The sequence below is a fragment of the Anoxynatronum sibiricum genome (assembly GCF_039414295.1).
GTDB classification, from domain to species: domain Bacteria; phylum Bacillota; class Clostridia; order Peptostreptococcales; family Tindalliaceae; genus Anoxynatronum; species Anoxynatronum sibiricum.
Genome location: NZ_JBCITM010000002.1, coordinates 69,775 through 89,963, shown reverse-complemented (window position 1 = coordinate 89,963; position 20,189 = coordinate 69,775). Strand labels below are relative to the sequence as shown.

General features: G+C 42.4%; 19 protein-coding genes and 1 pseudogene. All 20 read right to left on the bottom strand.

What is annotated here, in order from left to right:
• Positions 1-21: 21 nt before the first annotated feature.
• Positions 22-843: a shikimate kinase gene (locus AAIG11_RS02365; protein WP_343184676.1), complete on the bottom strand. Its 822-nt coding sequence runs from the start codon at positions 841-843 to the stop codon at positions 22-24.
• 428 nt (positions 844-1,271) lie between these two features.
• Entirely contained in the window at positions 1,272-1,544 is a 273-nt protein-coding gene (locus AAIG11_RS02360) for a late competence development ComFB family protein (protein ID WP_343184675.1), read from the bottom strand.
• Between the two features lie 53 nt (positions 1,545-1,597).
• Positions 1,598-2,182: a hypothetical protein gene (locus tag AAIG11_RS02355; RefSeq protein WP_343184674.1), complete on the bottom strand. Its 585-nt coding sequence runs from the start codon at positions 2,180-2,182 to the stop codon at positions 1,598-1,600.
• A complete protein-coding gene (locus AAIG11_RS02350) occupies positions 2,179-2,682 on the bottom strand; it encodes a prepilin-type N-terminal cleavage/methylation domain-containing protein (RefSeq protein ID WP_343184673.1) in 504 nt (167 codons plus the stop codon). The genes AAIG11_RS02355 and AAIG11_RS02350 overlap by 4 nt, the downstream gene beginning before the upstream one ends.
• Before the next feature lie 19 nt (positions 2,683-2,701).
• Positions 2,702-3,091, bottom strand: coding sequence for a prepilin-type N-terminal cleavage/methylation domain-containing protein (locus AAIG11_RS02345; protein WP_343184672.1), 390 nt, complete (start codon positions 3,089-3,091; stop codon positions 2,702-2,704).
• Positions 3,092-3,138: 47 nt separating this feature from the next.
• A complete protein-coding gene (locus tag AAIG11_RS02340; protein ID WP_343184671.1) occupies positions 3,139-3,597 on the bottom strand; it encodes a prepilin-type N-terminal cleavage/methylation domain-containing protein in 459 nt (152 codons plus the stop codon).
• Entirely contained in the window at positions 3,594-5,468 is a 1,875-nt protein-coding gene (locus AAIG11_RS02335) for a diguanylate cyclase (protein ID WP_343184670.1), read from the bottom strand. Before AAIG11_RS02335 ends, AAIG11_RS02340 begins: the two co-directional genes overlap by 4 nt.
• A 73-nt stretch (positions 5,469-5,541) precedes the next feature.
• Positions 5,542-6,732: an S-layer homology domain-containing protein gene (locus tag AAIG11_RS02330; RefSeq protein WP_343184669.1), complete on the bottom strand. Its 1,191-nt coding sequence runs from the start codon at positions 6,730-6,732 to the stop codon at positions 5,542-5,544.
• Positions 6,729-7,283 carry a PilN domain-containing protein gene (locus AAIG11_RS02325; protein WP_343184668.1) on the bottom strand — a complete coding sequence of 185 codons (555 nt, stop codon included), beginning with the start codon at positions 7,281-7,283 and terminating at the stop codon, positions 6,729-6,731. Before AAIG11_RS02325 ends, AAIG11_RS02330 begins: the two co-directional genes overlap by 4 nt.
• 14 nt (positions 7,284-7,297) lie before the next feature.
• Positions 7,298-8,410, bottom strand: a complete 1,113-nt coding sequence (gene pilM / locus AAIG11_RS02320; RefSeq protein WP_343184667.1) for a type IV pilus assembly protein PilM — start codon at positions 8,408-8,410, stop codon at positions 7,298-7,300.
• A 16-nt stretch (positions 8,411-8,426) separates the two neighbouring features.
• Positions 8,427-9,191, bottom strand: coding sequence for a prepilin peptidase (locus tag AAIG11_RS02315; protein ID WP_343184666.1), 765 nt, complete (start codon positions 9,189-9,191; stop codon positions 8,427-8,429).
• 60 nt (positions 9,192-9,251) lie between these two features.
• The gene (locus AAIG11_RS02310) at positions 9,252-12,308 is read right to left on the bottom strand and encodes an InlB B-repeat-containing protein (RefSeq protein ID WP_343184665.1); all 3,057 of its coding nucleotides are present in this window, start codon (positions 12,306-12,308) and stop codon (positions 9,252-9,254) included.
• Positions 12,309-12,319: 11 nt separating this feature from the next.
• Positions 12,320-13,816, bottom strand: coding sequence for a VWA domain-containing protein (locus AAIG11_RS02305; RefSeq protein ID WP_343184664.1), 1,497 nt, complete (start codon positions 13,814-13,816; stop codon positions 12,320-12,322).
• A 30-nt stretch (positions 13,817-13,846) separates the two neighbouring features.
• Complete coding sequence (locus AAIG11_RS02300) at positions 13,847-14,302, bottom strand: hypothetical protein (RefSeq protein ID WP_343184663.1); 456 nt, start codon at positions 14,300-14,302, stop codon at positions 13,847-13,849.
• Between the two features lie 294 nt (positions 14,303-14,596).
• Positions 14,597-15,964, bottom strand: a complete 1,368-nt coding sequence (locus tag AAIG11_RS02295; RefSeq protein ID WP_343184662.1) for a copper amine oxidase N-terminal domain-containing protein — start codon at positions 15,962-15,964, stop codon at positions 14,597-14,599.
• Positions 15,965-16,115: 151 nt separating this feature from the next.
• Complete coding sequence (locus tag AAIG11_RS02290) at positions 16,116-17,102, bottom strand: PilW family protein (RefSeq protein ID WP_343184661.1); 987 nt, start codon at positions 17,100-17,102, stop codon at positions 16,116-16,118.
• A 15-nt stretch (positions 17,103-17,117) separates the two neighbouring features.
• Positions 17,118-17,468, bottom strand: coding sequence for a type IV pilus modification PilV family protein (locus AAIG11_RS02285; protein WP_343184660.1), 351 nt, complete (start codon positions 17,466-17,468; stop codon positions 17,118-17,120).
• 17 nt (positions 17,469-17,485) lie between these two features.
• Complete coding sequence (locus tag AAIG11_RS02280; RefSeq protein ID WP_343184659.1) at positions 17,486-18,631, bottom strand: type II secretion system protein; 1,146 nt, start codon at positions 18,629-18,631, stop codon at positions 17,486-17,488.
• Positions 18,632-18,848: 217 nt separating this feature from the next.
• A complete protein-coding gene (locus AAIG11_RS02275) occupies positions 18,849-19,472 on the bottom strand; it encodes a hypothetical protein (RefSeq protein WP_343184658.1) in 624 nt (207 codons plus the stop codon).
• 391 nt (positions 19,473-19,863) lie between these two features.
• Positions 19,864-20,175, bottom strand: a pseudogene (locus AAIG11_RS02270) (phage tail protein); the annotation flags it as partial.
• Positions 20,176-20,189: the final 14 nt, after the last annotated feature.

Here is a 20,189-nt window from a genome sequence, read left to right as displayed (position 1 = left end):
CCTCTCCATTAGAACTTTCCATTAAAGATTGCTGGCATGATAGTGATGAGCCTTTCGATTAATATCCAGCTGCATCAATTGTTGAACAATTTCATGACTCACCTGTTCCACATCTTTGCCATCGGTATTCACAACAAGATCAGCAGCATCTTCATATAATGGGAGTCGACTTTCCAGCATTTGGCTGATTTTATCGACAGACATATTGTCTTTCAGGAGGGGACGACTATGATCATCACAAATACGCCGGTAAATCTCGTTAGGACTCGCTTTTAACCAGACAATCACCCCGGTTTCTTTTATGTTTTCGATGTTCTTCTCGTTCAAGACGACGCCACCACCGCTGCAGAAAATAATCACATTCTCCCGTTTGGAAAGTTCTTCCACCACATTGCTTTCCAGCTGGCGAAAAACCTGTTCACCATAAAGCTGAAAAATTTCACTCACCCGCATGTTCATGCGCTCCTCAATCACTCTGTCAACATCAATTTGCTCCATCGCCAGCATATTTGAAAGCTCCACTCCCACAGTGGTTTTACCACTTCCCATAAAGCCCACCAGGGTAATATGATAAGGGAACAAGCGTTTTGACTGAATCCGTCGACAGCTTTGAAGCACATGTTGCTGAATAAAACGCACCTCTTCCCGCAAATCAGGATTTGTCACATAGTGACCGATTTGATTGATCACTTTCTCTTCCCGATCTTTGTTAAAAATGGGCATCTTCTGCGATTTCTTTTCCTCCATGATCTCCATGATGATCTCAAGCCGCTTTTCAAGAACAGCAGCCAGCTGGCGGTCGCAGAGGTCCACCTTCTCACGCAGGTCTTCCAGTCTGGTCATGTGTGATTACCCCTTTCATCAACTATTCGTTATTAGACTGTCACAATGATTGATAATAAACATAGCGGGTCAAAATAAAAAAAGAGAGATTTCGATTGAAATCCCTCTTATCTTGCAATTCATATCATGCGGTTATTAGATCGGCAGCTGTCAGGTTAGAGCTGGCGATGCTTCATACGAATGATAGTTGAGGGATTTATTCAATGTCAAATAACCGGCGCTAAAATAAAAATAGCCCCAGCTAAAGAAAAAATAATAAGCACGCTGCAAATTTGACATTGAAGATCCGTTCATCTGAACCATTCCCGTCTTTTATAATTAGAAACAGTTTATTCCTTGCCATAAATAATGTCAAGAAAATATTCTAAATGATGAAAAAGAAAGCAAGTTTGTCGAAGTCTTCAACACATTTTGGTTTAAACTGGCGATCATTCAGCCTCATGCCGGGGGTGATCTTTAATCACCACCATAGCCAAAACCAGTTCCCGCATCACATCTGCCTCAAACTGAATACTTAACTCATTGGCTTTAGAGTAAGCGGCTCCCTCATCAGTCACATAATACTTGGGCGGCAAGTGATTCAGCGCAACGGCCATCATGTCTGCCTGGCATTTTTCACATCGACACACGTTGGGTTGGTCTTTTAATAGATCTGCCAGTACATATTGTACGACGATTTCCATATGATTGCGTAATTGCATGGATGACTCTCCTCTCTTAGGTGTTTTACCATTGGAAGTTGTTACTACAGTGTTTATGGCCAGGTGGCCAGTACCTGACTACGGGAACGCAAAATCATTGTTTTCACATGTAGTCCTTCTGCTACAGATTCATTTAGAAGACCATCAACGATGACCGGAAGCTCTACCACTGCCCGTTGCGCAACACGGGCATTTCCATAATTCCCCTGCACAGTGATAACGATTTCCTTTTCATCTATGGAAGCTTCCGCAAGCATCCTTAACGCATGTGGAGTCGGGTCATCTTCAAAAATCTGTTGAAGGGGTGCGTTGCGATATGCATTAATCTGATGCAACTGAAAAATCACTTCGTGACGTACATGATCAGCCAGCAGTGCTGATGACCAGCTATCGTATGATTCATTCTCAAGAAAAGTTTCCACTGCTCGATCAGTCCATTCGCTTAACTGCCACAACGCGAGATCCATGCCTGATTCTGTCAAATAATGGGCCTGCAAACGATTTTCAAAAGAACGAACAGCCTGCTGTTCTGTCAACTGCCGCGTCAACAGAGACAATGTCAGCAAAATGAGAAGTGTTCCCATCAAGAGCACAAACAGACTTGCCGCCCCCTGTCGACATCTGAAAGTGCATTTCATGAGTCATCACATCCATAAGAAAGCTTAAGAGTCAGAGTTTGCTCCCGGTTAACCCGCTGGCCAATCAGTGTTATTTCGACGAGCTTTCCCGAAATAACCTCTGTTATCAATATATCCTCAATGCCAGTGTACAAAACATTATGTTCGTTGTTTTTATTCACCCTGAGTGTACCTGAGGTGCGGTCAAAATAAAGCCATGTATTGAGACGATTCCGGTTTATGCCGCTGAAATCGATCCAGACAGTAGTCATCCCCGGAAAATCTGTGCGGGGAACTCTGCTTTTAAAAGATTGTTGTGCAGGGTGAAAGGTAATTTCCTGTTGATTCATTTCACGAAAGCGTTTCTCAATGGCGTCCATCGCCTGCCGCAGGTTTTGCTCCTCTTTAAACTGATGGCTCTGTTGGCGATGATGGCTAAAGACGAATAGAGAGCCTGTGTAGGTAACCAGTAGCAATAACGAAATCAGTGCCAGTGAAATCATGACTTCTATCAATGTCAAGCCAGTCCTGCAGAAATGGTTACTCTTCATAGGCGTCACCTTCGGGCAGCGGGTAGTACCGTGGTGTATTCCAGGGTTTTTCGCCAGGCAACTGCAACACACGTAGTGTTGGTACATTTACCGTCAAATTGTCGTCATCCATATCTGAAGATGTACTGCTCAACTGAATAAAAGGTGTATGATGAAAAACCTGTTGATGAATTTGGATTGGTTCATCTGCCTCCAGTAACACCATGGCTTCTTCCAACTGTGCCTGTTGACCTCTCATGGCTGTGATGCGTTGATGGGACTGCGCATTGATCTTGACAGACAGTACCACTCCATGGCTTACAGGAATGAAAAAAAGCCCGAGCATCAATAATGCCAATAACACTTCAATAAGAGTAAAACCTCTCTTGTTTTTTACCATCTCAATCTCCTGTCATATCCAAGGCTGTCGAAGCACCGTCAAAATGATTACTCATAAAGATCTGAAACAATCACACGGCCAGTACCAATATGCACTTCTATATCAATGAGTTGTCCGCGCCGGTTTTCCAGAGTGAATAAACCGTATCCCGTCAACCCATGGCGGTTGTAAGTAATCCGCTGAATCGAAGCCTGGTTGCGTGTGATTCCAGGTGGAAGCACCTGCTTAAATATCAGGGGAGAACTCAGACGGTTTTCCCGCACATGAAACTGCTCATCAGTCAGTTCCACCACATATTCCCGACATTCATCGGCACTTAACTGTCGAGCCAATTGCAGCGCGCTTTCCAGTTCTGATGCCGTTGTTCGCAGTTGAGCTTGCTGACGCAAAGAAGCGATATCAGGAAAAGCAATACTCATCAAAAGGCTTAGAATTGCCAAAACAAGCAGCAGTTCAAGGAGTGTGTATCCCCGTTGATGATAATTGCCGGTTTTATAATCAATCATAGCGTCATTTCCAAAAGCTGCGGCCAGTCAATGCGAATAAAAGCCTTTACCATTTCCGGGTCAAATTGTGTGCCAGCACACTGCTTCAACTCCCGGACAGCGTCACCATGTGACCGGGGTTCTTTGTATACCCGTTCATGGGTCATCACATCATAAGCGTCAATAATGGTGAGTAAGCGGGAAAGCTTTGGAATCTCTTTTCCTTTTAAGCCTTTGGGATAGCCGGTGCCATCCCAGCGTTCGTGGTGAAAAAGGATGTAGTCAGCAATGTGTTCCAGTTTGCTGGATGATTTGGCAATACGGTATCCAATCTCCGGATGCTTTTTCATTTGATGCCACTCATCCAGTGTCAGAGGCCCATTTTTCGTGAGAATACTATCGGTAATGGCAATTTTTCCTATATCGTGTAGTACACACAACAAGCGAAGCGCATCCTGTTCACTGGAACTCAAATTAAGAACCTGACCCAAATGAAATCCCATGGTTTTCATGCGCTGTGCATGTTCTTCCGTCTCATTGCTGCGCTCAAAAAGAGTTTTCTCAAGAGAAGCAATAACAACATTCTGATTACTGCGGCTTTCCAAAAGCTTGTGGCGGTACATGAGATCTTCCGCTTCTTTAATCACAGCGTTTATTTTCTGGTCCATGCGCACTTTGGCTGAAGCTCCCAACGAGATATTGGGACGGATTACTTCGTCATCAAAGTTGCTGCAAGCATTGGTAATGCGCTGGCAGATATCTTCTGCCACAAGTACAGGAGTTCTGGGAAGCAAAATGGCAAACTCATCGCCGCCCCAACGTGCCACAATGTCTTCTTTGCGACAGGCAGTTTGAAGAATTTCAGCAATTTTACTCAATAGTTGATCTCCAACCAAGTGTCCAAAAATATCGTTGGTGACCTTTAAGCCATTAACATCACCAATAATCACCGAAAGAGGCAACATTCTTTCTGTATCCATGCGTCTCATAGCATCATCGAAGTAGGCACGGTTATACAATCCGGTTAGTTTATCATGAAAAGTCAGGAAACTGATTTCTTCCTCTCGAAGTTTTCTCTCGGTGATGTCGGTGTGAGAGCCAGTCATGCGAATAGCTTTACCAGAATCATCCCAAGTGGCTTGAGCCCGTCCATGAATCCATTTGTACTGTCCTTCATTGCACTGCATTCGATATTCCATGGAAAAATGGTTGGTTTTTTGAGCCATGTGGTCCTGCAACCCTTTCATCACTTTTCCGATATCAACCGGGTGAATCAGCATGGTAAACGTCTGAAAAATGCTTTTCAACTGACCATGTTCATATCCCAGCATTTCCACCCACCGGTCAGAAAAAAACACTTCATTGCTGCGTATGTTCCAGTCCCAAATACCATCATTGTTTCCCTCAAGTGCCAATTGCCAACGTTCTTCACTTTCTTTTAAAGATCGCTCTGTTTCCTTGTACTGAGTGATATCGGAAATAAATTCAACCACAAATAGTATTGAGCCAAAATCATCCTTCAGTGGAATACTGTTCACTTCAACCCAGCGACCATTTCCCAATTGAATCTGTTTACCTAAAACATGATTCCCTGTGGTGAACACTTTTTTAGCAAAACATTCATCCGGGCTGTTTTGTATGTATTTACAATGTTTAAAGCATTTATCACCTGACAAATCCTGATGATCAATGCCCACGTTCCGCGGTTTAAGGTTGGTATACACCAAATTATAATCAGCATCAATCACGGATAAAGAACCGGGAAAAATACTGATAACACTTTGAAGCAGACGATTTAATCGCTGATAATCTGACGTTAAATCAACAGGATTCATAGGCGTCCTCTCTATCTCATCCAACAGTGCATCAAGGATTCTTCTTGATTTTACCATAGATAAAAAAACCCGGCAATCATTGCTGCTCACAATGATTGCCAGGTTAGAAATTGCGTTTCAAATTCATTGCTTACTCAGCGATTCGATAAAGGAAATAAGCCGCTTCGCCCCGAGTTAAATAAGCTGCAGAATCAGTAATACCTTCTGACACATGTCCAGCTTCATCCTGAATAAGCTGGGCAATTTCAGGCCAATCAAAGCTTTCATCATTCAAGATTTTTCTCATGACAAACTCCACTTCCCGATAAGCAATGGGGGCGTTTGGCCGCAGGGTGTTATCCTGATGCCCCACAATGAAGCCGCTTAAATAACCGCTGAAAATTGCCCGTGAAATAGAGCTCTCATAACGACCCAGATCTTCATAATCATCAAACTGTGTCAGATCAACCGGTTCCGATGGCATAGGCCAATCAAAGAGCCGGTCCAATAAAATGATAAACTCACCCCGGCTAATGGGAAGGTCAGGTTCAAATATCAGGTTACCCGAAGGTGGGAAAGCACCCCTTTCTCCAAGGGCATGCACAGCCGTTTCAGCCCAGTGGCCTTCCAGGTCTTCAAAGGGAACGTAGGGCATTTGTGTCAGCAAAGCTGCATCGGCATCCAGAAACATGTATCGCATTTGAAATGCACCGGCTGGTGCTGCTGGTGTAAATGGGTTTGTTTTGAAATTTTCAGCACTTTGCAGCCACATGAACAGGTTATCCACCTCACCAGTCATATGAGTCAGATCATAAAGGTTCAGTTGAAGATTACCTGTCAAACGATCTCCCTCAATGGCTGAGATAGCCAGTTGGTTCACCACGATTTTTCGGTCGAACTGCCACATGGATCGAAGCAAATTAACCAACGAAGCATAATCGGCTTCGTACGTCACCAAAACGTTCATGGAAGCCAGTTCAGTATCACCCGTTGTTTCCTTTGAAGGAGGCGTAAAAGAAAATGCTGTTGCACTGACATCCGGATTTAAAAGAAACTCATTCATTAACAAAATAATTTCTTCCTGTTCTTCAATTAAAGAAAAATAGTTGGTCTGAATGGCCAGCTGCCGTTCTAACGCTTGTGATATTTCCTGATCCAGGCGTTGTTCCTGCTCTTCCAATGTGGACAATCGGTCAATTTGCAACTGCAGTTCATTGAGTTCTGTTTTATAAAACGCCATCTCACTCATTTGAGGAATGACTAAAAATCGATAAGAACCGTAAAAAAGCAGCGAAAAAATGAGAATGGAAAGCAACAGCTTTTCGCGTTTTGTCATTCTCATCGCACATCGCCCCCTTTCACTCTGAACATGAAGCTAAATTGCCAGCCTTCTTCCGACTCAGAAATATTGGGGATGAAAAGTTGCTCAAAATAACCGGATTCACGCACATTGAACTCAAACTCGGCAATCGCCGGTTTGCTGCGCGCGATTCCCTGAAGCTGAATGTCTGGTCCAGTAATGGTCATCCCAGATAAAGCTGTGTCGGCAGGCATAGCTGTCGCAATGGTATACAGCAAAGACTCATCGATAATCTCGCGAGCTTCAATTGCCAGTACAGCAGTTTCCATTTGTTCCAGCTGCCGGCTTACCTCACCCTTTTGAGTTTCTTTTGCTTCCACTGTTGCTATTAGAGGAAATCGCGGGTCTGATTGCAGCACCTGTCGATGATCATCAATGCTGCCTCTCAACTGGGAGAGGGAAATAAAATTGTAGACAGGCCATACAGATGCCAGAAGCAACAAGATGACCAAAACTACGGGAAAGCTGATTTTCAAGCCTTCCGACCGTTGACTGCCTTCATCATAGACTTCAAAAAAGTTAAAATCGCGCATCTACCCATCCCCCCTTATCTTCTGATCATGGTGCCCAGTGCATTAATATAAGATCCCAGCGCTGCTTCACCGGTATACTGACTGATATTGACATTGGTCAAACTGCTGATACAGCTGGTGGGGATACCAAAAGCATCCTGTAAATATGAGTCAAGACCATTGAGTTGCGAAGACCCCCCGTAAAGATAAATCTGCTCAATGGTATTACCCATGCCCCGTGTGGTGTAGTATTTAAAGATGCGATCAATGTCATCAACCCAGCTGTCTACAGTATTTCGGACGATGTTCAGTACGCGCATTTTCTGCGCCTGAGGATCGATCGGATCAAGAAATTCATCAGGTAAATCAAACTCCTTGTTTAAATGTGCAATATCAGATTTTAGTTTTTCAGCTTCATCAAAAGACACATCCATGAAACTCACTAAATTCTGGTCGATGCTCTGTGACCCCTGACCAATGAATCGATTAAACTTGTAGTGGCCTTTCTCGAACACGATCACATTCAAATGAGAAAAACCGATGTCCAGTACGGCTATTGCATGATCTCTGATGGAACTGTCACCATTAATAAGAAAATTAGAACTGATAAGCTTATCCAATGCATTTGATTCAATGTCAAAAACTGTCGGCTGTAAATTAAGGGATTTGATCAGCTCATAATAAGTCCGTGATAAATCCTTCGGTACTGCGGTTACCAGCACCCGAGATTTGGCTACGCCATTCTCCACCACTTCTTCGAGCACTTTTGACTGTACCATATAATCACTCAGTTCAATCGGCATATACTGTTGTATTTCAAAAGCCAACATTTTTTCGATTTGTTCTTCTTCCGCTGCCGGCAACAATACCTCGCGGGTGATGATTTCGTTACTTTCAACCACACACAGGGCAGTTTTGGTTCTGATTTTCAATGAATCAAGAGTGGTACCAATGCTGTTTTTCAGGGTTTCCATGTCGGTAATGCGTCCTTTTTCGTAACTTCCCTTTGGGGTGCGCAGTGAAATAGCGTGTTTGACATCAATGCTGCCATTGCTAGGTTTTCCAACCACCATTTGAATGGAATGCTGACCAATATCAAGAGAGATCACTTCTTTTCCTGCCAGTTTAAGGCCTTTGTGTCGACTCAATCCAGTTACCCCCTTTTTAGATGAACATTGCAAAATACCATTGAACAATCTGGTTTCCATATACAGCTGTTAAAAAAGCACCAATGCCTATGAACGGACCAAAAGGAACCATGGATTTTCGGCCTTTTCTGCGGGCGATGAGAAGCTCCACTGAAACAATACCCCCAATAATGAAAGATAAAAACATCACCAACAAAATACCCTGCCAACCAAACCACAGCCCCAAGGCCGCCATGAGTTTGATGTCACCGCCACCCATACCGCCATTGGAGACAATGGCGATGGCAAGAAAAAAGCCTCCGCCAATCAGTACTCCCAAAGCTGCCTGCCCAATTGTGATGCCAGTGTTACCGATTAGCCCATAGGCCAACTGAAAAACGCCTCCCACTGCCACCATGATGGTTAGACCATCAGGAATAATCTGGTGATCCAGATCAATAAAGGTCATCACAATGAGCAGCAGGGTTAAAAAGGATATGGCAAAAAAAGAAACCGACAAACCATATGACAGGTAGATTAATGTGACGAGAAAACCTGTCAGCAGCTCCACTGCCGGGTACCGTGCTGAAATCCTAACGCCGCAGGTGCGGCATTGGCCCCTGAGAGCCAGCCAGCTGACCACCGGCAGCAGTTCAATAGGCTTGAGCGGTGTATTGCAGCCGGGGCAATGGGACCCCGGGAAGACAATGGATTCTTCCCGGGGGATACGGTAAATGCATACGTTGAGGAAGGAGCCGATGAATGTGCCGAGAAAAAAAACAATTAACAATAAAGGTGTCATTTTCAAGTAACCAGCTCCATTATGAATTCAGATATTACTTTCTATCGAAATAGTACTAAGTTAATTACGAATTAGTCGATATGGATCAGAAGCCGTTCCGCTTCCGCTTTCAACATACAAATCATGAACTAATGTCACTGCTGGTCTTATACCAAAAGTTTCATTAGAGCCTCTTCCGGTGAAGATATTTCCAGTCTCATGACCAATTACCACACCATTTGTATCCGTCCACCAAGCAAGGCTACCCAAATTTGTCCGTACATCAAGCGGAAAGTTCTCAGCTTGCTGTCGTGTAACAAGACTGGAACTTAAAGCCCATTGATAATTTGTATGATAGTTATTTCCATTTGCCCTAGCATTCCCTTGATTTCCACTACCAATATTATTCCTTACTATTGCCCAATTATCTCCAATCTTTTGGAAGACTACATTGTTCCCATTATTGTGCGCTAAAAATAGATAATCGCCAATGTTGAGATCTTGAAAATATTTGCTGTACTGTGCAGATACAGTTAAATCGGTGTTTGGCATGACCGAAGGGATCACAGGATCCCAACCAACGAAAGTATAACCTGCCCTAATTGGGTCAGAAGGTGGAGAAATTGGCATGCCAGCTGGTTGTATAATGCTATCAATATGATTCCCTCCATTGGTGTTGAAAGATAGCGTATATAGATCTCCAAAACCCACATTAATATAACCCTTTGGAGCTTGCAATCCAGTAGCCATTGACAAGCCAGGTGGAAGTGCTTCGAAAGTACATTCAAATAAATACTGAGATGGAGCAATATTTCCATTGTATTCTGGTGTTGAATTAGTGCTCCATGCAACCGGAACATTTGTTGTTGCAGTGATACCCCCGTCATAAGTAACATTAACGAGAACTGTGCTCCCCAATGCTTTGCGTGCATCTTCCAAAGACGTGCCATATAAAACGGTTCTCTCAATGGGGTCATGAACTAAACTGGTGATAGTGCCATTTAACCCAACAATAATGGTAACATTGCCATCATCATCTGAAGTAAAAGCAAATGGTATTTGATTCTCTATTATGGGCAGATTAGTATTACCAGTGTATCTGAATCTCGGATCTTCAACAGTTAGCGTAACTGGAACAAACAGGTTTGGTTCATCAGCGATACCCGTGATGGTGATAATCCCCCCATCAAGAGAATAATTGATTGTATTAATACCATCCTCTCCGCCTGCTTTATTTGCTCGAATGCGAAGATTACCCAAAGGGGTCCAAGTATTAACTGAAGGAACAACGCTGCCTGATCCAAATGAACTATCATACTTCACCGATGAAAGTTCTACCCGGTTTTCGAAGTCAGTACCACTCATAGGACTAAGATTAATTCCAAAGGGGTGATTAACAGAGTCAGTCATAATAAGGTTGTTAAGTCTTACCAAGCCACCATCGCCAATATCTAATAGCCCTTGATTATCAACGGGGCTACTTCCATTTTCCAACAGAATGGTTTTACCATCTGGAACAAAGATGGTTCCATTCTCCCATTGGCCGCCTTTTATTTTTAACTGAGATACATTTGATCGATTATCGAAATAAATATTCAAATCAGCAAATTGAGATTCGTAGATTTCAATACTGGACGTGTTGCGTTGAGATAAAATCTCCAGCTTGTTATTTTGTCCTGTTACTCCTTTAAACTCTGTATTTTCAATACGAATATCATTTCTTGATTGCATTTTCATAACGCGGTCTGAACTACCATTAGATGCAAACTCTATAGAGCTGCCGTCTGATATGGATATATTTCTCTCACCAGTAACAGCAACATCTTGTGTTGTGTCGAAGTTTATATTACCTTTGGCAATAACTATTGCCTTTGTCAAACTCAGGTCTCCTTTGGGAACCAGTGAAATCTCTCCGCCCTCGATGGCTGTGAATTCATTCATGGTAATGTTTCCGTGTTGTTCGGTCTTTAAAATGACATCTTCGGTTCCAGCGCTAAGCTTTGCACCATTGTTAATGGTAACAGCTCTGCCGTCGCCATCGATAACTGCATTTCCATCTGTGTCAATGTCAACGAACTGATAAAGGATGATGCCGTCTTTTCTGGAAACAAAATCAATTCTATTCCCCTCTAAAGATTCAACATCCTTTGCAATATGAATGTATCTATCAGCAACAAGGGAGCCGTGCACTGTAATCGGAGTATTCTCCAAGCCATCAACCCTCATGGGTATATATAGGTCTCCGTTTGCAGTGTTTTGAAAAGTGCCTTCGATATCAGTAAACCCATTACCTGTATCAAATGAAGCCGAAACAATGTGGTTCGGCACAACAATATCCGGATCACCTATTTGTAAACTGCCATCATTATTTTTGTCAATCCAAGCCAACATACCTGGGCGCCATTCTTCGCCAGCCACCCACACCCGTTGACTTACTCCAGCAGGGCCTCGCTTTCCATAGATATCTACGGGTGTCACTTTCAAAATAACATATCGATTCGCACCCACTCGGGTTCGAAGGCTATTTAGTTCATCTAAATTCTGTGGCAATAGCAACTCATCATAATCTTCAGGATAACTCGGGGAATTAAAGCCAACTTTTGAAACATACCAAGAAAAAAGATTTGTAAAAAAATCGTTATGCTCAGGATTCTCATACGAAGCGTTCAAAGTATCCGTCAATTGGACAGAACTTATCATTACATCATTGGAATCTACAATGCTTACGTTTTCTACCTGCACCTCTCCGTGACGTTCGTTTTCTGCCAGTCGTTGAGAAACGTAAGCATAGTAAACCTTAGCAGGATTTGAGGGATCAACAATCTCCATGCGATGTAAATCAATATCATTTCCATTAAAAGAAACACTTTGTACACCTGAATAACCTGTTATCCCTGACAGTAAATCGCTTAAATCAAGAGAATGATCTTTGAAGGCATCATGCATCTTGGAACGAACCTCAAAAATGCGTGATTCAAGAAGTCCCTGTGAATCAAATGCTCCAGCTGTGATGCCGCGAGATCTTGTCATTATCAAAAAATGAGATGAAAAGGCAGAAATAATACCGAGAGAAATAATTCCCAGCAATGCGATGGCTATAATGATCTCTATAAGGGTTAAGCCTCGGTCATTTCGCATGATATCACTCCTTAGTTACCTGGCACAGGCAGGTAAATATGCCACAAGTCAGCTGGAAATGTATTAACAATGGTTTCGAATGTTTCTTCAAGGGCAACAGCATCTGCTGCTTCATAATATGTTCCACCTAATGAAGCCCCCGGACCTTCTGCTAGTTCTCTAGCTCGGTCTATTTCAGCTCCGATATCTGAAAAACCAATAACGTAGGAAGTGATATCAAGATTATGAGGGTCATTAGCATATAGAGTAGACGCAATGTGTTTCGCATAGTTTAAAGAGTTTTGAACATTGTTTGCTGGTACATATTGGCCAGAACCCGCAATCATATTAGAAAAATATGACCATTCAGTGTACCAAGTTCGCGTTGTACTCCACGAATTCCGAAAACCATAGTACCAATGGTGTCCATTTGAATAGGTAATGGGTCTATCGTCAGTTATATAGTTACCAGGATTGTCTCGATGAAATGCATCTACAGTGTAGAAAGTAGGGTTACCATCCATTAATAACAGCATATAGTACAGAACCTCTGTATCGTCGGGTTGATTGGCATCATGCTGCTTTATTAAGTGATAGGCTCTCCTTAAACCATCACCGGTATTTGTGCCACCCGCCATACCACCTGGTGTCTGAAGTGAATTAACGGCAGCCGTTAAGTCATCTTTTCTTTCAGCAATATCTAAAAACTGGTGATTTCCGTTTGCGGTTGTTGCATATGGGATAATGGCTACTTCAATTTTTGCATTGTCGATTTCGCTGAGTCGATTAAGGAGGCCTTTGGTTTTATCCTTAAGATGTGTAATTCTGCGTTGTCTATTATCTCCTGTACCCATCATCTCATCCATACTGTTTGAGATATCAAGAACCAGCACCATAGCTATGTGTCCATCACCGCCAATTTCCTCTGTTTCTGTTCCAGGTGCTGGGGTTGTGCGATAAGCAAGAACTGAGCCTGGTTGTGAGGGTGAACTGAAGTCCTGAATGAACACTGAATTAAGACCGATTATTTCAGAAACCACGGTTGTTACTGGCGTATTACTACCTGGTCGATAACCATTCAATTCAAAGTAGACAACATTCTCATCCATGTCATGTTTATAGAAGGATAAGCCGTATGACAAATCCGAGTCCGGTTCAGCGATGATATGCTTGATATGGCCTTCGCCTTCAACCCAACGCCAATCAACCAACACAGTTTTTCCATTCTCTTCTTCAAGCGCCAAGTAGTTAAACCTGTCAGCTCTATCTGCAACACCGCCTGGTCGATACTGGTCATCGGTGTAGATGGTCCCAACTGTCATATGCCTAAGATACTGCGTTAGTTGTTCAGAGGCTAATCGCATATCCGATTGCATGTCAAACTCTCTAACAGTGGTTTTGTGCACATTCGATGAAAATCCAATCATTGGCCAAGCAACGGCTATTACAATGCCCAGTAACGCCAATACAATGATCAGTTCAATTAAAGTGACTCCCTTTTGACTTCTTATATTTGTTGATGCAACCATATAGATCCCCCTTTTCAGGTAATAACGGTATTAACGACTCCATACAAAACGTCCGTTGTTTTTATGTTCAACAGATAACACTACAGTTCTCTCGACACCTTCAGCCATTCCAATTGAGGTAATACGCACTCGTCTAATATCATTAACGGTGTCAGCAGTAATGATTATTGTTGCTTCTCCTTCTGGAAAGGTGATGGTTTGTGGATTGTGATTCCAATCATCATTATTCTCAAAGTAGTTCCATTCGGCTGGGTCACTAACGATTGCTTCATATGCCAGTTCTGCTCCAGAACGTGCAATGTAGTAGGATTGAATGCCTTGCTGTTGACGATGCGCCATTGCTGTATTGGATTGAGTTAAAAAAGCCACTGAAAGAACTAGTATTGTTGAAACCATTAAAAGAAGCACTACCAAAACAAGAGCAGCAGCTTCTTTGTTTTCAATATGATTTTTAATTGATTTATAGTTAATTATACGTTGTATCATAATTTCACCTCAGTCTACAGTATGTAAATGACGAAATCGACAATCAACAGGTACAACAACAAAAAAACCGGCTATTCAGCCGGTTACGCCACTGGATCACCACAGCATGAGGCGTCCATCTATAGCTGCGGGTCAAATCCTCAGTTACCATATTGAGGAATATAAATAGGTCTTATGTCCTTCAATTATATCATAGGGTTTTTGCTGTGTATACTCAATATTCATAAAATAGCTTGGTAAATCAGAAATAGTTGACGAAAACTGACTAATATGGAATCATAAATGGGTAACGTCTTATATCAGCCACAATATAACAATATCATATATCAGATCACCATCGGTATCGTACAGCTCAACATAATCATAAAATGACAGGCCTATCATATCAATGGTACCTGTGAAAAAGATCCCATCATCACCTTCCACATAAACCACTACTTCTTCTGAAAGCATCATGACATCTCCATTGGCAGGTGTCAGCTGATCATTCATGATGGTTGAGAATCCCGGGAGGTCATCGGGGTCTTCACTATTAAGCAGATCATCAATACTGGTTAACGTAACAATATTACCGTCGATTTCAAAGATATCAGCTAAGGTTTTTTCGGCATAATAATCAGCGAATATCCCAACAATGTCAGCAACACCTTCACCATACTCCAGAGTGACCACACGGTCATAATCATCAAACCCGGCTTCATACAGACCCCAATGACTGTAATGATCCCATTCTTCTATAACGGTTTCAAATAAGTCAAAGTCTGCTTCATATTTAAACAGTTCTCCATCAACCAATAATGCAATTAAAGGGCGTGTATCATCCCAGGTAGTCTCAATAATGACTCCCAGTAAAGTGTAGGCTATTTTGGTATCATCATCAGTAACATCTGTATCAATTGCAAGTTCCATAGGCGTAAATGCAGCGGGCATTTGACCGTCCAGTCGGCCGATGACGGTAATTTCTCGAGTTTCTTCTTGCCAGTCAACCAAAAAACCCATGGTCTCACTGACAAATCTCAAAGGAACCAATGTACGACCATTGACGATGACAGGTGGGACCCCCAGATCAATCATGTTGCCATTTACCATTGCAGTTGTTTCATTGAGGTATAAAACGATTTCCAGCGGACCTTTGGTGTAGGTAATTCTTCGTTCAGCATCATTCCAATTGACTTCGGCTGCTAGGGATTCTGCGACAAAACGAAGGGGCACCAAAGTGCGACCAGCTTCCGTTATGGTGGGTGGTTGGTCCAATGGAACTGGTGTCTGATTCACCCAAGCCTGTGACTCACCAATCATTAATCTGATTGATGAAACAGCTGGTGCAAAAGCAAGTTCCAGTTCATCAATGATTTCTTCCAGTTCCATTAGATACTTGTTCAACAAGGCTTCAACTGCCTCATGGTTTGATTCACTGGCATTTACTCCCAGCTTTTCCAACTCATCGAAGAATGCCATGGAAAATCTGAAAATTTCTTCATCAACACGCTGCTCAAATTTTAATCTTTCTTCTTCTGTCATTAAACGGCTGAAATCTTCAACGCGTAATTGAATTTTGTCCAGTTGTGCTTCAAAATCATCTAAATATTCATCAGAAAGCAGTGATTCGTCAATACATCCAGTTAGAAGAGCACCTATTAGTATCAACACTAATACAAGCATGAACCATTTCCTTTTCATGAAATCACCACTCCCTGTCTTCTTATTATCACTATCATACCACTACATCTAAAAAGTAATCACAAGATATTGAACACAAAAAAACACTGATCAGCTCATAAGAACATATCTCAGTGTTTAATGGAATACATCGTTAGGTTGAAGGAAAATCTGCAATAATGGTATTGGCGTTTGATTGGTTTGTGGTGGAGGATGCACCTGTGACAACGAAGAAGTTAAGTGGTATTCCAGATATTGTGTATCCCGTTTTGGGAGTAATGATAATGGTTGCTCTATATGCGGTGTTATTCTTAAACTTTCCCGAATCATCAAATGGATTGGGATGCCAGGATACAGTTGATGTATATTGTGTCGTTTCAAATACTGTTACAGGCGTTGCGTTATGGACAGGTTTCGGAACTCCGCCAATCAGGGCATTGGATATTGTCTGATTCTCGGAAGTTTCTTCATCGTCATGATCTGAGCCTTCTTCAGAACCACCACCTGAACCCACTTCCCCCGATATCAGTCCGATCAGTTCAGTATTTTTTGAAAATAAAATACCCTTACTGCCATCTGCCTCTATCGCATGGTTAGCCAATTGCATATTTGGCAAGTTTATTTTGTAAGCCAATTGATAAGAGGCATTTCTATCATCTGCATCCACCTGAATGTGAATCATATGATTATCGGGTACAATAATTGAGCCAGGCAGAGTATAGGAAGATTTAAAACGCAATAGATTATACGTATCACTGGAAGTATCATAAACAAGATGATTCAACTGATGATTATCATCAAAATAAATATATTCAAGATTTCGTTTAATCTCCATTAACTCAACCGCATCACCTTCATCGAACTCCTGAAATTCGTTGAATGTTGGTGTATCAATGAGTTTTAGAAAAGTGGCGTAACGAACATGGTTTTGAATATAATCAGCAGCCATACGAACATCACTTTGAATGTCATATTGATTTACACCGTTTCTAAAAGTATTGTTGCCAAAACTGAAAACAGAAAAAGATATCAGTAAAACCACAAGCGCAATGGCCATGGCAATGATTGTTTCAATCAAAGTTATTCCTTTGCAATCGCTTTTCATAAAGAGCAATGAATATTTTATCTTTGGCATCTTCATATAATAGCACCCTTTCTAAGGCACAAGTCCGGTGAGTGTCACTGATCGGGAGCCATTACGATAAAGAACCGTAATGGTTATTTGGTTGAGGCCGTCATGGCCCATTTGTCGGTTACGCTGTACAGTATAGGGCGGCACGCTTGGTATACTCGGAAGATGATTAATATCAAGGGGTTCAAGGGCGTAGTGTTCATCCATGAACTCCTGAGCGATTCTGGTGGCTTCAGTTCTTCTTCCCATTGAAAAAACGGTGTCAAACCCAAAGGTGAACATGGTCAGTAGAGAAATAATGACGATGCCGATGATCGCCAATGAAATGATCACTTCAATCAAGGTAAGCCCGCTGCTTTTTCGATGTTTCTTCATCACGTCACCTTCTCCATTTACTCGGCACTGTAAATCATTTTTTCTGTTCCGGCACGATAGGTTCGAATACTTTGCCGGTCTGCCAGGCCTTGTTTGATGGGATCATCACTTCGAACACGAATCAGTTCCACTCCAGGTTCATACGCATCACGAATCACTACTGAAGATTTGTTGATGTTGGTATTTTGTGCAAAATAATAGTAATCAGGGCTGATCACTGTGCCAACACCATCTTTTACAACAGCGTCTTCAAAATAAACCAGGCCAAACTTGACATCATTTGCGACAGCTTCACCAAAATTATATTCTGCATAATCGTCATAGACCCCTGAAATAAATGCATTATACCGGCCTTCGTCTTCAAAGCCGACCTGACCGGCATATGTCCATGGGTTGATGGAACCCGCAAGCATGGTGTTACTTAGATCGAAAGTGATTTTTTTATTAGCATCTCTTAGACGCACACTTCCTTCAAAAAGAAGAATTTCAGCATCAAAGGTTATATCGTTGGTGTTTTTTTGCTGTTGAAATGTCACACCACTGTTGTTTGTACCGCGGAATAGAATTACATTGGCCCGGAATATGGAAAGATTCCTCCCATTTTGAGGAGATTTTGTCGGCGAACCGCTGAAAGCCACTGCACGACTGGTCATATCCACGGTGCCATCTACATCTGGGTTGATGCTATCCCATAGATTGGAAGCCCGCCACCAACTATTTGGGGGCTCTGTCCAAGGGGTTGTGTTGAAAATGACATTTGTAGGTACCTGCAGCGTTACAACGCTCGATAACGGTGCGGAAACATGCTGTGCTTCTGACCGAATGGTGATGAGAGCAGACTGGTCAGGGTTAAAGATATAGTCAATGGAGTAAGTACCATTTCCAAAGGGAATGCTTTGAAGATTGCTGGGGCCCAGATTATTTGCCGCAGAAACAAGCTCTGAAACGCTGGAACGGGGTGATATACCTAATAGTTTCTGATAGCCTGCTTCAACCCCAGATCGGGCAATATAATCCACCTGAATATGGTGTTCTGATCGCATTGTGTGCCTTGTTTCTGCCAAACTGACAGACAAAAGAGCCACTCCCAAAATACTAAGAACCAACATCACAACAATCACCCAGACAAGGGTAAATCCTTTGTTGCAGGGTTTGATTTTCAAGTTTCTCCCCCTTCCGCTTCATATTTTTCAGAGTCGATACAATACCGAAAATTCATGTGCCCCCTACTATTAACAGAATATACGAAAACATCATCCGTTTTGGGGGGCGGTGCATCCTATGATATGCAAAAATCACAAAAAAGTCAGCATTTCGCTGACTTTCAAAGTCATATCAGAATGATCATCTTGTAAATGTGTCGTCCACAATCCTGTTATACTAATCCGCAGCCTCTTCCCCCGCTAAAACAGTTATTCTATTCAGAAAGTCACTGAAAGATCCTGTGTAAACACGGGTGCCGTGATGCGAGTCACGCCTGTAAGATAAACCAATTTTGCGGGCAAATCTTTCTCCCTCTTCTGTGACACAATCACCGGCCACCTTGTGAAAGACAACGCCCCGTTCCAATAGTGTATGAAGCTGCATCAGATATGCTTTCATCAAAAACATCAGCGCATCGGTGCCCCGGAAATCCTGACGGATGACCGCGCAGGAAAAAAACAAGTGTCTGGGATTTCCATCGTGTTGAAAAAGTACTTTCTCTGAAAGAATATGATCTGTTGTCATTTCCCGGTCATTGAGACGGCCTTCTTCAATTTGATGAAAGACAGATTCTCCCACTGGAAGCACGTCGATAAAGCCAATAATTTCATTATTGCAGGTTAAAACCACTCCCATCCAGGGATTATGATTTGACCAGCGAGCTGCTTCTTCTGCCGGTGTAATATGCTTCTCTGTGTAGTATTCCGCCTCTAAACGCTGCATTGTTCTGTAATCTTCCAACGTTAAGTCATTTTTAACAGCATAGCAAGTTTTGTGAAAGGGATGTATGGGAAAACTCATGAGATCCTCCTGCACACATATATTTATACACATAAACAGCATTAGATCAAGGTTACATACTCATGATAATTGTTATACGGATATTTCAATATATTTAGCAGTGCTGTGGCTGGGGAAATGTTGCATCACCTCCGTTCTGCTAAGTTATCTATTTTGCATTCTGAACTATCCTAATTCCCAAACCAGTTATCCGCGCAATTTGTCGTAGGGATGCTCCTTCTACGTATTTGTCTTGGCACGTGTCTATCCCCTTTGTTGAAAAGTTCAGGTTGATTATGGCTGTCATGTAGTATTCGACATGTGTGTTTCTTCTCCTGCACATTTTTGCCGAAAACTAGAAAAAGAGTCAGCTCCGAAAGGCTAACTCCTGTGGTAGTGCGCTGGGGTAGATCAGATCTGCATTGGCATTATTCTGCTGAATCTGCCAGGCTTTTGTCCGTTTATCGTTTTCCCCAAAGGAGTCGGCGGCATTTTTCAGAGCGGCTTCCAGGGTGGATACTTTATTCTTTTGGGCATCTATTTCTTTATTTAAGACTTCGTTCCTCGCTGTCACTGCCTGGATGGATTTATCCTGTTTATCGAACTGGGATGTGACCAGCTTCATTTCAGAGCCTAAGACCTTGAAATCTCTGTTGATATCCCGCAGTGCATTTTTAAATTTCTTTTCCCCTTCCACACCGATCTTAAAACCAAAATCAGACATCTCGCCTCACCTCA